Here is a 15,146-nt window from a genome sequence, read left to right on the forward strand (position 1 = left end):
TATGAGAGCAATCATATAAAGTTTTTTGTAAGACAATTCCCGGGGAAAATCGGTAAAACACAGTTTTTAACTTTTCAGTTCAAAAATTTCATGTTTCCCCATGACGACATGTCCACTTGTTTGAATTAAAATCCTCGGCGTTCGCCCAGTGTCAGGGCTCTTTACCGGTGCATGGATTGCCAGGCCATTACACTGGGCGAACTCCACTACTTGCAAAAGTTGTATACAGAATCTGCAAACAAAAAGGGCGACTTTGCAGTCGCCCTTTTTTATTGTTTTCGATCAAGTCGAAGCTTGCATGCCGGCTTTGCCGTGCTGCCCCTGCAAGCGTTTGAGGGTCTGCTGGTACATTTTTGTCCGGCGATGATCCTTGCCATACGTGCCCGCAGCCGCGACGGTACCGGCCTGGATGTGATCAAGGTAGCGGAAGATCTTCCGCGGCGAGAGGAATCTGACGCCATAGCCCAACCCGACCATTCGATCCTGAAGCGTGTAACCCGGCACCTCCTCATCCATGCAGAAGTGCAAACCCAGCGACTTCATCAAACGCGCATTCCACAGCGTGCAGAAACTTTTCAGATGCGTTTCTTTATACGGGCGTGGCGGTTTCGAACGCAGGCCGAAATGAACTTTTAGCCGACGAACATGATGTTTGCAGAACCGCGAAGTTAAACGCCAGGTATCACGCAGTAACCCACGATCAAGTTGCTCAACACAACCGACCGCCGCCATGTCCGCACTTTTCGTGCATTCGCGCATCATCATCGCGAACACTTCCATGTCGTAGACAAAGGTGTCGGTGTGCAGCAGAAACAAGTAATCGGTCTCAACTTTCGCCAAGGCCAGATCCAACGCCTTGCCATGGGCAATATGCCCCATTTCCTTGCCCGGCGACGGCCGCTCGATCAGATTGATCCAGTCCAGCGAACGCAAATAATCGAGGCTGGCATCCGCCGAATCGTTGTCCACCACCCACACTGCAATGCCCTGCGCCTGAACATGCTCGCGCAACAGTTCCAGACACATGCGGGTGATGTCCGGGGTTTTGTAATTGACCAGGACGAGGCTGAAGTTGGATTGCGGCTGGGAGGGTAGATCGAAGGCTTTCATGTCGGAGGGACTCATCCACGGCTCAAGACGACAGGTTGATGAGCCGGGATGCTAGCGGGGGAAGCTTAGGTGAAGCTTAATTTGGCAGGGTCGGACACTGGAGAAGTGTGAGGACGTAAAACGGTTGGGATGCGTACCGGATGTAGCCATGCGTTCATCAGGTTGCGAAGTAAAGCTCATCCAGTTGGCGCTTGCGGATTGCCAAGTATTCCTCCCACAAATTGGGAAAATCCTCATCTCTGGTTAGCGGAAAGGTCAGATAGATGTGTTTTCCGACAACACTGATGTACTGGCGCGCACGTTTGAAGGCGGGCTGCTCGTACAGCGCAAGGGTCTCGTCGTAAGCGTCGTGATGGTGGCGAATCGTTACTCGATGAGGAGCAATCATCCCTCGCTCAAAATCGATCACCCAGTCGCCGTCTACGGCCGTATGCAAACAGCCGTAAACACCATCGACCGAGAGCAGGATGCAGGTGTTGGCCTGGTTGCCGTCCTCGTCGTTCGCTAGAACAATCTGGTCTGCGAAGTATTTGATCGTCCGGTTATCCGGACCCTTTAGAAGCAAGCCCCAGCCCTCGACGCCCATGCGAAACTCGCCGATGTTATGAAAGGTTGCGGTCCATCGATTGGCAAGCGTTATCTGACGGGTATTCATTTGGGTCCTCAGTCTCAAATTCCCTGGTTTATTTTTTTCTAGCGATGCTAGCGAGTTCGCTGAGTACAGCGTCGCGAGATTATTGTAGGCCGGGTACTTCACGACCACATGATCTTGCCGGTGTAGCAGATGAGTCCTTGAGGGACACCGACGTGCTTGAGTTGGTAGTAGACGAGCCGGCTTTCCACGGGCCTTCGCCGTCGAGCAGCGCCAACGGGCGGAAGGTGCCCGGTTCGTAAATGTAGCTGCGGTAGCGGTTCTCGGCGCTTTCGGCGATCAGGCGTTCGCCTTGCCAAGGGAACTCGGTGGTGCGGCCGTCGACTGTTTTCTCGATGCGACGGCCGAAAGCGTCATATTTATAAATTTCGATGCTGCCTCCCGGCAGGCTGACGCCGATCAAGCGGTGTTGGCAGTCGTAGCGGTATTCGGTGACGAGCCTTTGGCCGGTGCCGCGACGTTCGCGGATCAGGTTGCCGTAGGCGTGGTAGTCGTAGTGGCGGTCGCCTTGCATCAGCAGGCGATTACCTTATACGTCGGCGAGGTTGGCTGCGGGCAGGTCATTCTGGCCGAGGAGGTTGCCTGCCGGGTCATGGGCGAAGCTCTCCGGCATAGCGCCGCGTACGCTGATCAGCCGATCCAGTGGATCGTAGTGAAAGCTGCGGCTGCCTTTGCGGCTGTCGTTAATACCGGCGAGGTTGCCGTTGGCGTCGTAGTTGTAGCGACGCTGGAACAGGTATTTGTCCCGCTGACTGACGCTGTGAACATGCAGTTGTCCTTGTTCATCGTATTGGCATTGGCTGAGCAGCAAGCCTTGTTGGCGTTGTTGCTCGCGACCGGCGCTGAACTGTTGGCTGGTCAGGCGCGAGCCGTTGAGGTCGCCGCTGCTGAGTTGCCCGCGATAGGCAGTCACCGATCAAAATCCAAAAGCAGTCTAGATTTAATTCAATGCCGCCCATCGATCATTATTAAAGCGGGTATTCGCACCGCCATGGAGGTGTGAATGATTCTGAGTCTATTCCTAGTTTTCCTAGGGTAGTATAGATCTCCTCTTCAGAATTCATTGTGTGTAGGTCGGAAATGTTGATGTCGCGATCGTCAATGCCATCGTTTGTATCGATTATCTCGCTAGGTATAGTGAATATTATTAATGCATATTTTGAATTTTTTGATTTGTGAATAAATTCATAATATTGATGTGGGTCGTTCGAAAATTTGTACTTGTAAATTGCATATATTGAGGCCCATCTTCGTAGCAATGGGTCTTCTGAGGGGAGTTCCTGTGCAATGTTGTCGTAGCTCGCTCCGTCGAGTCCATGCCATACACTCCGAGGAATTTTCTTTTGTTCTGTCATTTTTGACCTGCAAATGAGTTTGGCCAGTAGATTCGAATTACTTTTCCGTCTTTAGGGTGCAGTTGTAAATGTGGCATGGCAGCATGTGGGTCGGTAGGGCTGTGATTGGCCATGTAAACCTTCCGAGTTTCAATATCAGACACTGGAGTGTCATCCCAGTGGTAATAGGATTCTTTTCCTTGAGGTGTTTGGAAGTAATCCTTGGCTGTTACGGAGTTAAATTCTTCAGCATTTCTATATCCCTGCCCTACATATTTTCCTCTAAACAATTCTTCAGCTTCCGCTCGACTGTTTACCGTAACGTCCTTAGCGCCTTGGTCAAGTTGTGCAGAGGCTCTTTTGACGCTAGGACTTGACCAGTCCACATCCGGTGGAAGCGGTTCTTTGGTATCGACCTTTGCATTTCCAGTCGTTGTCGTTGGACTTCCTTTTCCATCTCCATCTGGCGGGCACCCGTTCAGCCCCAACGGATCCACCCACCCCGTAGGGTTCGTCACGTACTGGTAGCTATTCAACCCACCCGCAAGCTTGATCGGATCGGGCGTCAAAAACCGTCCAGTTCCCGGATTGTAGTAGCGGTGACGGTTGTAATGTAAGCCTGTCTCCGCGTCGAAATACTGACCTTGGAAGCGCAGCGGATTATCGATTTCGCTGACATCCAGCGCAGCGAGGTTGCCGTACGCTCGGTACCTCGCGGACCACATGATTTCGCCGCTGTAGTCGGTGAGCTCTTGCGGAGTGCCGAGGTGGTCGAGTTGGTAGTAGAACGGGGCCGCTTTTAGCGGGCCTTCGCCGTCGAGCATTGCCAACGGGCGGAAGGTGCCCGGTTCGTAGATGTAACTGCGGTAGCGGTTCTCGGCGCTTTCAGCGATGAGGCGTTCGCCTTGCCATAGAAATTCAGTGGTATGGCCGTCGACGGTTTTCTCGATGCGGCGGCCAAAGGCGTCGTATTTGTAGCTTGCGGTGCTGCCACCCGGCAGGCTGACGCCGATCAGGCGGTGCTGGCAGTCGTAGCGGTACTCGGTGACGAGCTTTTGGCCGGTGCCACGGCGTTCGCGGATCAGGTTGCCGTAGGCGTCGTAATCGTAATGGCGGTCGCCTTGCATCAGCAGGCGGTTGCCTTTGACGTTTGCGGGGTTCGCAACGGGCAGGTCATTTTGTCCGAGGAGGTTGCCTGCCGGGTCGTGAGCGAAGCTCTCTGGCATGGCGCCGCGCACGCTGATCAGGCGATCCAGCGGGTCGTAGTGATAGCTGCGGTTGCCTTTGCGGCTGTCGTCGATGCCGGCGAGGTTGCCATTGGCGTCGTATTGGTAGCGGCGCTGGAACAGGTGTTTGTCCCGCTGGCTGACGCTTTGCGCTTGCAGTCGGCCCTGTTCATCGTTATTGGTACTGACTGAGCAGCAAGCCTTGCTGCCGCTCTTGCTCGCGACCGGCGTTGAATTGGTGAGACGTGAGGCGTGAACCTTGAGGCCGATGCTAGTCAGGTGACCGCCAGCTGGCGGTTATACAGTTTTCATTTGATCTGCGTGAATGATTTAGTTTGTATCCCTAAATTCGTAGGGGTTGAAGCCTCTCCGAAGCCCAAGATTTTGTAGGTAACAGTGTTGAGGTTGGTTTTGTTTTTGATGAAAAATAGCATGCGTAGTTTATTAATGATTGGCTCGTTGTTTTCAATTTTCGCGCATGTATTGCTCTATTTTCTCAATATATTTTTTTTTGCATGTTGTTCGGAATATTTCCAAGGTTTTGGCAGAGTCGCCGATTGGTTCGCCTTTTCGATCGTATTTAATTGTAAGAAACTCTACCACGAACTCGCCCTTTGGGTCTCCCTCAGGTTCTACTCTAGAATCGAAGCAATAGCCTGTGCTTTGTCTTGCACCACCTAATAAAACAGAACTGCTAAACCAGTGCGCGGTTTCCGGTGTTAGTTCTATTTCGTACAAATTATTTATGGTTATTGTCCAGTCACTAGGCACTCGGAGTGGCTGTAGTTCGAATTCTAGTTTTTTCATTTTGCTTTACCCATGTATTTTTTCACTTGCTGTGGTGATGCCGGAAAGCTGTGGATCACAGGCTTATTTCCTCCATCAGTTAGTTCAATTCTTATCCAGTTTGTAAGTTGTCCCTCGTTGTAGCCCACAGGGTGTTCGGATCTGTAAAACATGAATCGAGTGCCACCGTGGTCGAATACGTTTCCATCTTTTATCGCCCCATATGCAGCTTGTTTTTCGAATCCTTTAACATTGTTTGCGATGTCGGGCAGATAAGAAGCTTCGGGTTGACCACCACGTGATCCATTACCCAAACTCAATTCTCTGGCTTGGTCGGCAGATTTCGCATTCAGATGTTTCGTTTTATGGAAACCTCCTGGCCTCTGCGCGTTATAGACGTCGGATCTTAACTCTTTCCGCGTCTGGTAATCGCTAGTGTCAACGCGCTTGGGAGGGCAGTTATTGCTGCTCAGCCCCAACGGATCCACCCACCCAGTAGGGTTAGGCACGTACTGGTAGCTATTCAACCCGCCCGCAAGCTTGATCGGATCCGGCGTTAAGAACCGGCCAGTCCCGGGATTGTAGTAGCGGTGGCGGTTGTAATGTAACCCTGTCTCGGCGTCGAAATACTGCCCTTGAAAACGCAGCGGATTATCGATTTCGCTCACATCCAGCGCCGCGAGGTTGCCGTAGGCGCGGTATTTTGCCGACCACATGATTTCGCCGCTGTAGTCGGTCAGTTCCTGCGGCGTGCCGAGGTGGTCGAGTTGGTAGTAGAACGGGGCCGCTTTTAGCGGGCCTTCGCCGTCGAGCATTGCCAACGGGCGGAAGGTGCCCGGTTCGTAGATGTAACTGCGGTAGCGGTTCTCGGCGCTTTCAGCGATGAGGCGTTCGCCTTGCCATAGAAATTCAGTGGTATGGCCGTCGACGGTTTTCTCGATGCGGCGGCCAAAGGCGTCGTATTTGTAGCTTGCGGTGCTGCCACCCGGCAGGCTGACGCCGATCAGGCGGTGCTGGCAGTCGTAGCGGTACTCGGTGACGAGCTTTTGGCCGGTGCCACGGCGTTCGCGGATCAGGTTGCCGTAGGCGTCGTAATCGTAATGGCGGTCGCCTTGCATCAGCAGGCGGTTGCCTTTGACGTTTGCGGGGTTCGCAACGGGCAGGTCATTTTGTCCGAGGAGGTTGCCTGCCGGGTCGTGAGCGAAGCTCTCTGGCATGGCGCCGCGCACGCTGATCAGGCGATCCAGCGGGTCGTAGTGATAGCTGCGGTTGCCTTTGCGGCTGTCGTTAATGCCGGCAAGGTTGCCGTTGGCATCGTAGTTGTAGCGACGCTGGAGCAGGTGCTCGTCCCGCTGGCTGACACTGTGTGCTTGAAGTCGGCCCTGTTCGTCGTATTGGTACTGGCTGAGCAGCAAGCCTTGTTGGCGCTGTTGTTCGCGGCCGGCACTGAACTGGTGGCTGGTCAGGCGCGAGCCGTTGAGGTCGATGCTGCTGAGTTGCCCGCCAGGTTGGTGGCGGTAATCGAGTTTGCTGCCATCGGGCAAACGGCAGTGCTTGAGCTGGCCGACGCTGTCGTATTCGTAGCGCAGAGTGCCCCAGCCTTGGTGTTCCTCGATGAGTCGGTCTTGGAGATCGTATTTGTAGGCGAGCGGCCAATGGCCGTCGTCAACGTTAACGAGGCGGCCAAGCGCGTCGTAGCTGTAGTGAATCTCTTCGCCGTCGGGTAGCGTTTTTACAAGCAGACGACCTGCGGCGTCACGCTGATATTCGGTGACCAGTTCGCTGCCGTCATCGCCGAACTCGGCTTTCTTCAGCAGTTGGCCGTTGAGGTCGTACTCGTAGGCGGTCCGACGACCATCGAAGCCTGTTTCCTGTTGGATCAGGCCGTTGGCGTAGTAATCGAGGTGGTAGTGCTCGCCGCGCTCGTTTTCGATTTCAGTGAGCAGCAGGCGCGAGTTGTCGTAGCGATAGCGCAGTTGGCTGCCGTCGGGATTGATGCGGCGGCTGACGAGGTGAAGATTGTTGGCATATTCATAGCGGGTGATACGGCCAAGTTCGTCACGTTCAGCAGTGACATTGCCGTAGGCGTTGTAGCTGAATGCGCGAGTGGCGCCGCCGGGCAGCGTAACTTGGGCAAGGCGATTGGCAGCATCCCATTGGTAATGAGTGATCGCGCCGGACTCTTCCTGGCGAGTGATCTGCCTGCCTAGTGCATCGTAACGGTACTTGCGCTGACCGCCGTCGGGAAGACGTTCTTCAAGCAGTTGACCGAGATTGTTCCAACCGAGTTGATGACGGCTGCCGTCCGGGTGACGGATTTCCAACAGACGACCCTGCGGGTCATAGCTGTAATGGGTGGCATTGCCGTCCGGGTCAATCTGCGCAGTGACATCACCCTGTCGGTTGCGTTGATACTTCCAACTGGCTTTGCCGCGACGAACGTCGCTGACGAAGCCGTTGATATATTCGTAAGTTGTAGCTTCGTCTTCTGGGGGGATGACAGCGGTCATCAGTCCGTTGTCGTCGTAGCGGTATTCGGTAACGGCGCCCAATGGGTCCTTTTCCGCGATCAATTGACCCTTGTCGTTATAGGCTTTTTGATGCTCGGCACCATCGGGATCAATTTTGCTGATCAGTCGCGCCTGATCATCGTGGGTGTAGACCTCTTCGCTACCATCGGCGTTGGTAACGGTAACGCTGCCTTTGTCGTCCCAGGCGTATTGCGCTTCCATCTGGGAAAAGTTGGCCCAGTGACGTGTACACCGAGACAGTTTGCCTTCGTTTTCCCACTCCCAGTAGAACGCCGCGCCGCCTGCCAATTGCCGCTCGAGAATGACGTGCTGGTCGTTGTAGCGATAGCGTTCGGCTTCGTCGGCGGCATTCTTCGCCTCGATCAGGCGATGCTGCGTGTCGTAGCTGTAAGTGACCAGCGTCTGCACTGTGTTCCATGCGGCCTCAAGATTGTCCGCTGGCAGGAACTGTTGATAGTCGACGGCGATGATGTGCTTGCGATCGTAGCGCAGGAGCAGGGCGCGGCCGGCACCGTTGTCGAGACGTTTGATGCGCCCATGGATGTCTCGAGTAACGTGCAAGCGGTTGCCATAGCTATCGCTGATGGCGATCAGGGTCGCGCCTTTGCTGTCGAAGCGGAAGTGATAGAACGATGGTCGCTTGCCAGCCTGCGCGAGAATCAGCTCGGATGGATCGTCACCTAGAAAAATGGCCGCGTGCGATAGGCTGTTGGTGATGGCGGGACGCTGCTCGCTCGGAAGTGGGAGAACGGTGGAGCGGTTTTCCTGATCGGTCCAGATGACTTCATCGCCATTGATCTCGATGCGATGAGCGAGCGCGTGGCTCCAGCCATAGCCGAGACCGCAGTCGATTTCCACAGCACTGGTGCGATAGAGGCGGCTCCATTCAAACGGGAGCAGGCCGTCGAGGTGGCCGTCAGTTAACGTCAGTAATTCTTCGCCAGTGACCATCGAAACAGGGCAGCCGCTAGTGCAAGTCTTTGCAGCAGGCTCTGCGCTCTTTTCGGCGGGATTTGTCGCCTGGGTCGATACATCATCAGCGACTCTGCCTTCAGCAAGTCTGGCGTTTCTCTTGCCATCAAAACGCAACTCGGAAATCCCGTTCCTGACCTTCGCCGTCACCCCTCGGGCCGCCACTGCGGTGTACTTGGCGACATACTCCATAAAGCCGTTGATGATCTTGAACACCGACTTCACGAAGCCGATCACAGCCTTGATGACAAGCTCTCCGTACTTCTTCAGTCGGGCCGCAAGGTAGATGACGCCGGTACCTTCTGCCGCGATGGTCAATACCACGCCGATCACGATGTCGATTGCAATGCCTACGACAATGGCCGTGGTCATCTTCGCTACATCACCCGCCATCTTCATCGGCGGCAAGCCCGCCAGCCAGATTACCGCACTGCGTACCAGCAAAAACAAAGCCGCTTCGTCACTGGCCAGCAACATGGCTTTTTTCATGATGTCAGGCGAGCTTTTGGCGACTTTGATCAGCTCGTCTGCGCCAGCGCCGAGATCTTTCGCAAACTTTCCTGGGTCCTGGAGGATGTCGAGCACGAGACTGATGCCGTCCCACACGCCCTTGATCGCTTCCCAGCCACCTTCAAGAATGCCGTTGCCGATGGCCATGGCTGTGCCGGAGGTCGAAAGATTCGACCATTGCGGTTTGAAGCCGGCCCATTCCTTGCGCAGGAAACCTTCAAGGTCCGCAGTCACGCCGCTGTAAGAACTGAAGAGGGCGTTGATCTGCGCCGGGGTCACTTCGTTATGGACGCGAATTGTGTAGAACTTGCCGGGCATACCGCCGGTCCATGCGGCTTTGCCTTGGGCGTCGAGTTTGACCTTGCTGACAGCACCACCGTCCACGGCCACGATTTCGACTTCGATATCGCCGACGGGAATGTCGTAAACCGATTCGAATTTGCTTTCGATCAGCAACGGACCCTTGAGCGGACATTGAGCTACGTTCGAGGTGAAGTTACCGTCGGTCATGCTCACTGCTTTACTGGTGTTGCCCACCTTGATGGCACGCTCCATACCCAACAAGGACGGCATGTCAGCGGCACGGCTACCCTTGTCGAGGGCCTGTGCGTACCAGGTTTTGGTTTGTTCCTGATACAGCTTCAAACTGTCCTTGAAGGTGTTCAGTTGGTTGTCAACAAAGGCAACGCGATCCATCAGCCTTGCTCCAGAATCAGGTGGTTTATCAATGCTTCTTTAAGATTTTGCGGCGCATCCGGGCGGCGCACGAAGCGGGTGATTTTCAGCTTCAGATTGTTCTCGGGCCACGCGGTGTAGAGGTCCGGACGGTCTTCTTCCAGCCATTGCATCAGGTTGCTGACCAGCGTCGCCGGATTGTCCTTGCTCAACCCTTCCAACAACCCCTTCGGCACCTCCCACCACGGCCAGTCCCGCACCTTTGGCACCACCCGCGTGCCCACTTCCAGCGCCTGCCCATTGATCAGATACCGCTCAAACACCGGCAGCACTTCTCCAGCCTTCTCCCCAAGCCCCCGCAGAATCGGATAAATATGCCGCCCATCCCAAAACCGGAAAAACACCTCGGTGCCATCCGGCATTTTCACCTGCGTCAGGCTGCGCAGATGTTCGAACACTTCGTTCGGCTCTGAACGCGACACCGCCAGCCAGCCCCAGTCGAGGGCGTCGGTTTCGGCGATCCATGGCAGGAAGGCGGAGTTGGCTTTGAGCTCGGTGAGGTAGGGCATCACCGGTTGCCAGGTGGAGTAGGGCGTGCCGCCCCAGATCGGGATGAGCTGGGCGGTGGGTTCGGTGAGGTACAGGGTTTTCAGGGCGTCTGCATCGCTGGCCGCGCTGACGATCAGGTACAGGCGCTCGCCGCTTTGCAGCGGCTGGCGCGCCAGCCAGTCCTTGGGGGTGATTCGTTCAGATGGCACAGGCACCTGCCTTGCATTTTTCGCATTCTTCACAGAATGGCGCGTTACGTTTTAGGGTGTTGATCTGCGCCGGGGTCAGGACTTGGCCAGCCTTGTCGGCATCCGCCTGTTTCAACACGCCGGGCATCAATGGCGCGGCGCCCGTACCAACGCCCGGGCTACCACCAGAGTTCATGTTGATCACCGGCCCGCTCAGGGTCACGCCGCCAGCATCGATCTTGATAAAGCTGCCACCACCCACCAGCGTGAGTTCCGCACCAGCTTCCATCACCACTTTCATGCCGCTGCTCAGGTGGATTTCTTGACCTGCGTCGATGAACTGGCCGGTGCCGATCTTGATGTGCTGGTTGACGCCGACGGTGAGGTGGTCGTTGGCGCGGGTTTCGACTTTGCGATCGGCGTAGACGGTGTGGTGTTCTTCGGCTTTGAACTCGGTGTAGCTGTTCTTTTCGACGGTGTCGTGGCGTTCGTTGCCGACGCGGATTTTCTGGTCGTGCTCGATGTTTTCGTCCCAGTCGCGCTGGGCGTGCAGGTAGATCTGTTCCTGGCCTTTTTTGTCTTCGATGCGCAGTTCGTTGTAGCCGCCACCACCCATCGAACTCAGGGTCTTGAAGGTGCTGCGGGTCTTGTTCGCCGGCAGTGGATAGGGGACGGTGTTTTCCTTGTGGTACAGGCAGCCGCTGATCAAGGGCTGATCGGGGTCGCCTTCAAGGAAGGTCACCAGCACTTCCATGCCGATGCGCGGGATGGCGATGCCGCCGTACTGGGCGCCGGCCCAGGCGCTGGAGACGCGCAGCCAGCAGCTGGTCTTGTCGTCGGCCTGGCCTTCGCGGTCCCAGTGAAACTGGACTTTGACCCGGCCGTATTCGTCGCAGTGGATTTCTTCGCCTTTCGGGCCGGTAACCACCGCGCTCTGGCTGCCGAGAATGCGCGGTTTCGGATGGCGTAGCGGCGGGCGATTGGGCACGTCCCACGGCGTGGCCTGGAAGCGGTTGCGGTAACCCTGATGGAAATCGTCTTTCAGCGCGGTGGTGTCGCTGGTCACCGACTCCTCGAGCACTTGCGGTTGCTTGCCTTCATGCAGGACTTCAGTGAGCAGCCAGAGGTCGTTCCATTTGGCTTTCGGGTGTTCGGTCAGGGCGAGGAAATGGCCGCTGACCAGCAGTGGCTGATCACTCTTGCCTTCGGCCAATTGGAAGTCGCTGCGATGGCGTTCGAGGGCGCGTTTGGCCAGGTGCTTGCCGCGCTCGCGGTCGATGAAACGGCCCGGGTAATCGTAGTCTTCGAGGTCGGGCAGGGCGTCGCCACGGTTTTCGCTTTCCAGGGTCAGGCGCGGTTTTTCGAAGTCGTAGTCGCGGCGCGTGGTGCGGCTGGTGCGGGTTTCCAGGCGCAGGTCGAAACGCTTGATCACCGGGTTGCTGGCGACCATGCCGGAGTCTTGCTGATAGGGCACCGGGGCGAGTTTCGGGAACACCGTCTGGTCATCGCCGAAAACGAGCTTGTGCGCGTTGGCGCTGTGCTGGAAGTGGAAGTGAATGCCTTCTTCTTCACACAGGCGCTGGATGAAGTGCAGATCCGACTCGTCGTATTGCACGCAGTAGATGCGTTCGGGATAGATCGAGCCGGTCTTGAATTCGTAGGCGTTGCCTTGAATGCCGTGCTCTTCCAGCACCATGCCGATGATTTTCGGCACGCTGAGGTTCTGAAAGATGCGCTGGTTGATGCGGTGCGCGAGGTAGGACAGTTGCGGGCGCAAGGTCACCGAATAACGGGTCAGGCGCTTGCCGGAATCGCCTTGCGCGGCGCGGTAGATCTGGCCATGGATGCCGCTGCCGTCAGGCGACAGCTGCAGAAAGGCCGGTTTGTGCAGCAGGGTTTCGAGGTCCAGCGACGGCTGCTCACTGACCAGCTCCACCTCAAAGACAAAAGGCTGGCTGATGGCTTCCCGGCCGGTGAGGGTAAACACCTGAAAGTCGGCGGAAAGCCCTTCGATGGTCAGGGCAAAGTGGGTTTCATTGGCCGGCGCGAACATCCCTTGTTCCTCGTGCTGTACAGCGGCGCTCGTCGACGACCGCAAAAAAGCGGCTCAACGTACGCGAAATTCTGGAGGGGCGTAAACAACATCGACCAGCAGAGCTGGCCGATGCGTGTAACGGTCAGCCGTAATTAAACGACTGGAGCACGCCAGTCATCGGAACCCGAAGTACCGGATACTTCGTGGGTCCAGGTGATTTTGCGGTAGGTGAACTGCACTTCTTCCAGGTGGGTGAAGTGCGCGTTGCCTGGATCCTGGCAGTTGTGCATTTTGTTGTTGATGGCGACGATGATCGCGTCTTCCAGTTTGGTGGTGTAGTAGTGCTCTTGGGTGCCTTGAGCCGAAGTGCGGTACCACTGGATAACGATTTCGCTCATGCGCTCGCCGGAAGTCAGTGCTGCTTGCAGCAGTGGCGAAGCCTTGTCGTAGACCTTGGTGATCACGACTGGCTTGTGTACGCGCTGACCGGTTGGCTGACCGGATTGCGGGTCACGCGGGATGATCACGTCGTGGGTGAAAGCCTGAACCATGACCTGGTCTTCGTGGCCTTCCTGGTAGGTGTTGCCAACGGAGTCGGCGGTGAAAGCGCCGGCAGTGATCAGGCCTTGTTTTTCGCCGGTAACCGACATGTACGCTGGTGTTGCCATGGGGTGCTCTCCTTGCGGATAAAGTTAGGGTGCCCGGAGGCGAAATCGCCCGGTGGGTGGCTGAGGGTTATCAAGGAGCGTGCCAGGTTTTGCGCGGTGCCCGGATGGCGGGGGCGCGACGTTGGTTGGTCATCATTCGGGGCGATTTTCAGCGGAAAAGTCGGGAGGAAGTGCGCAAGAAGTTGCGCAGTACTGCGCAACTTCTTGCGCACTTGGCTGCAGGCCCTGACCCGCTTGGGCTACGGGGGATTTAGGCCCTGAAATATTACGACCTACTGCGCAACTTCTTGCGCACAATGGCCAGATGCCTTTGTGGAGGCAAAGATTGCTATGGAGGCAAAGATTGCCTCATAGCTTCAGATCAAAAGATCGCAGCCTGCGGCAGCTCCTACATTTGGAATGCGTTTCCCCTGTAGGAGCTGCCGTAGGCTGCGATCTTTTAATGTTTTAACGCGCGAGTCGGGTCAAACACTCCTCAACCGACCGCCGTTGCGTCTCGGCGTACAACCCCAACTCATCAATGGTCGAACGCCCCAGCGCCTGTTCGAAAGCCTGGCGATTGGAATGTTCGGCGTAATGCGTCTGCGCAGAATCGCCGAGGTTCGACTGAAAAATCCCCGCTGCGCTCACCGGCAGGAAATCTTCGTACACCAGCGGCTCCGCTTTCACGTAGCCATCGCGCAGCAAGTCCTCCAGGGACGACTCACCAAGTCCTCCAGCGGCCAAACCCTTTTCCGTGAGGAAATAACGAAAGTACGCCAGCCCCTGTTCGCGCATGCCCTCAGTGCTGTCAGGAAATTCGGCAAAGTGCTGAGTCATCAGCGCGTCGTAGCGTGCGGCATTGGCTTCATTGGGGAAGTCGCCCAGTTCATCGCGAGCGGCATTCAACAAGCGGTCATACAGCGCTCGGCCCTTGGGCGTGAGGGCGGCGCCGCGTTGTTCGATTTCGCCGAAGCGCGCGCTGTGGCTGCCACGGGTTTCGGGCTGATCGGTGAAGGCGATCGGCTCGTCCAGCGCTTTGAAGCTGGTCTGGCGCAGCAGGATCGGGCAGTTGCGACGCGGTGGGCCTTCGATCACCGCTTTTGGTGTAATGCCATGGGCAGGCATCTGTTGCTGCACGGTGTCGATGTCCAGCGTGCGTGGGGTCAGGTGGTTGATGTGCGGGCCTTTGAACGCAACGACATCGGCGATCAAGCGGTGCTGAGCGCTGAGTTTCTGGTACTGCGCGGCGCTGACGGTGGCGCTGTGGTGCCAGCGAAAAGTCTCCAGTGCCTGTCGGACGAATTCCACGGCCTCCGCTTCATTCAGTCCGCCCGCCGTTTCCGCCTGTTCAATCAGGCGCAACGCCTCTTCAGTAAAAATCGAACGACGGGCCAGTACCGACTCGGCAAACGAACGCAATTCAGGATCTTCAATCAGCTCCAGGCGCAGCAACGAGGTAAACACGCGAAACGGGCTGACCTGCAGCGCCTCTTCATGCACCGCGCGAAACGCCGTTGAATGCACCGGCACGCCCGCCGGGGTCAGGTCGTAATAACCCACCGGTTGCATGCCCATCACCGCGAACAAGCGGGCGAGGGTGGCCAATTCGGTCGCGGTGCCTACCCGGATGGCGCCGTGGCGTTCCATGTCCAGGCGTTCGATTTCGCCGGTGCGCTTGAGTTGACCGGCAATGTCAGGCTGACGTGCCAGCACTTCGCAATTGGTTTTCTCCACCAGTTCCATCAGCGCGCCGTACAGCGGCACCTCTTCGCGGTACATGTCGGACATCGCTCGGGAGAAGCGTTGGCGGATCAGGTCGGGGCTGACGAACGGTTGCACGGTCATGAAAAAAATTCCTGCCACGGTGACGAAATGGATGCCGGAAAAGATCGCAGCCTTCGCCCACGCGGGCAAACGAAGAATCCTAC

The 15,146-nt window shown here is 56.5% G+C and carries 8 protein-coding genes and 2 pseudogenes; all 10 read right to left on the reverse strand.

From position 1 onward, the window contains the following. Positions 1–282: 282 nt before the first annotated feature. The 10 genes and pseudogenes from HU724_RS11155 to hglS all read right to left on the reverse strand — a co-directional run bounded on the left by HU724_RS11155 (position 283) and on the right by hglS (position 15,063). On the reverse strand, positions 283–1,110 hold the full coding sequence (locus HU724_RS11155) for a glycosyltransferase family 2 protein (RefSeq protein WP_186566049.1): 828 nt from the start codon (positions 1,108–1,110) through the stop codon (positions 283–285). Between the two features lie 157 nt (positions 1,111–1,267). Beyond that, entirely contained in the window at positions 1,268–1,765 is a 498-nt protein-coding gene (locus HU724_RS11160; RefSeq protein ID WP_186566047.1) for a hypothetical protein, read from the reverse strand. A gap of 66 nt (positions 1,766–1,831) precedes the next feature. After that, positions 1,832–2,660, reverse strand: a pseudogene (locus HU724_RS11165) (type IV secretion protein Rhs); the annotation flags it as partial. A gap of 903 nt (positions 2,661–3,563) precedes the next feature. Further along, positions 3,564–4,610 (reverse strand): annotated as a pseudogene (locus HU724_RS11170) (RHS repeat domain-containing protein); the annotation flags it as partial. Between the two features lie 177 nt (positions 4,611–4,787). Further along, complete coding sequence (locus HU724_RS11175) at positions 4,788–5,129, reverse strand: hypothetical protein (protein WP_129999829.1); 342 nt, start codon at positions 5,127–5,129, stop codon at positions 4,788–4,790. Continuing rightward, a complete protein-coding gene (locus tag HU724_RS11180) occupies positions 5,126–9,817 on the reverse strand; it encodes an RHS repeat-associated core domain-containing protein (RefSeq protein WP_225927678.1) in 4,692 nt (1,563 codons plus the stop codon). Before HU724_RS11180 ends, HU724_RS11175 begins: the two co-directional genes overlap by 4 nt. Beyond that, a complete protein-coding gene (locus HU724_RS11185; protein ID WP_217847186.1) occupies positions 9,817–10,554 on the reverse strand; it encodes a DUF4123 domain-containing protein in 738 nt (245 codons plus the stop codon). The genes HU724_RS11180 and HU724_RS11185 overlap by 1 nt, the downstream gene beginning before the upstream one ends. Next, complete coding sequence (locus HU724_RS11190) at positions 10,544–12,586, reverse strand: type VI secretion system Vgr family protein (protein WP_217847187.1); 2,043 nt, start codon at positions 12,584–12,586, stop codon at positions 10,544–10,546. Before HU724_RS11190 ends, HU724_RS11185 begins: the two co-directional genes overlap by 11 nt. Positions 12,587–12,720: 134 nt before the next feature. Continuing rightward, positions 12,721–13,236, reverse strand: coding sequence for an Hcp family type VI secretion system effector (locus tag HU724_RS11195; protein ID WP_007949952.1), 516 nt, complete (start codon positions 13,234–13,236; stop codon positions 12,721–12,723). 447 nt (positions 13,237–13,683) lie between these two features. Next, positions 13,684–15,063, reverse strand: coding sequence for a 2-oxoadipate dioxygenase/decarboxylase HglS (hglS, locus tag HU724_RS11200; RefSeq protein WP_186569198.1), 1,380 nt, complete (start codon positions 15,061–15,063; stop codon positions 13,684–13,686). Between the last annotated feature and the right edge of the window lie 83 nt (positions 15,064–15,146).

Origin of the sequence: Pseudomonas iranensis, from assembly GCF_014268585.2 — a bacterium.
Lineage (GTDB): Bacteria > Pseudomonadota > Gammaproteobacteria > Pseudomonadales > Pseudomonadaceae > Aquipseudomonas > Aquipseudomonas iranensis.

What these genes read in the sequence shown, in the direction of transcription:
- hglS (WP_186569198.1), bottom strand. Translation starts at nt 15,063, where the DNA reads ATGACCGTGCAACCGTTCGTCAGCCCCGACCTGATCCGCCAACGCTTC.
- HU724_RS11195 (WP_007949952.1), bottom strand. Translation starts at nt 13,236, where the DNA reads ATGGCAACACCAGCGTACATGTCGGTTACCGGCGAAAAACAAGGCCTG.
- HU724_RS11180 (WP_225927678.1), bottom strand. Translation starts at nt 9,817, where the DNA reads ATGGATCGCGTTGCCTTTGTTGACAACCAACTGAACACCTTCAAGGAC.
- HU724_RS11190 (WP_217847187.1), bottom strand. Translation starts at nt 12,586, where the DNA reads ATGTTCGCGCCGGCCAATGAAACCCACTTTGCCCTGACCATCGAAGGG.
- HU724_RS11155 (WP_186566049.1), bottom strand. Translation starts at nt 1,110, where the DNA reads ATGAAAGCCTTCGATCTACCCTCCCAGCCGCAATCCAACTTCAGCCTC.
- HU724_RS11175 (WP_129999829.1), bottom strand. Translation starts at nt 5,129, where the DNA reads ATGAAAAAACTAGAATTCGAACTACAGCCACTCCGAGTGCCTAGTGAC.
- HU724_RS11160 (WP_186566047.1), bottom strand. Translation starts at nt 1,765, where the DNA reads ATGAATACCCGTCAGATAACGCTTGCCAATCGATGGACCGCAACCTTT.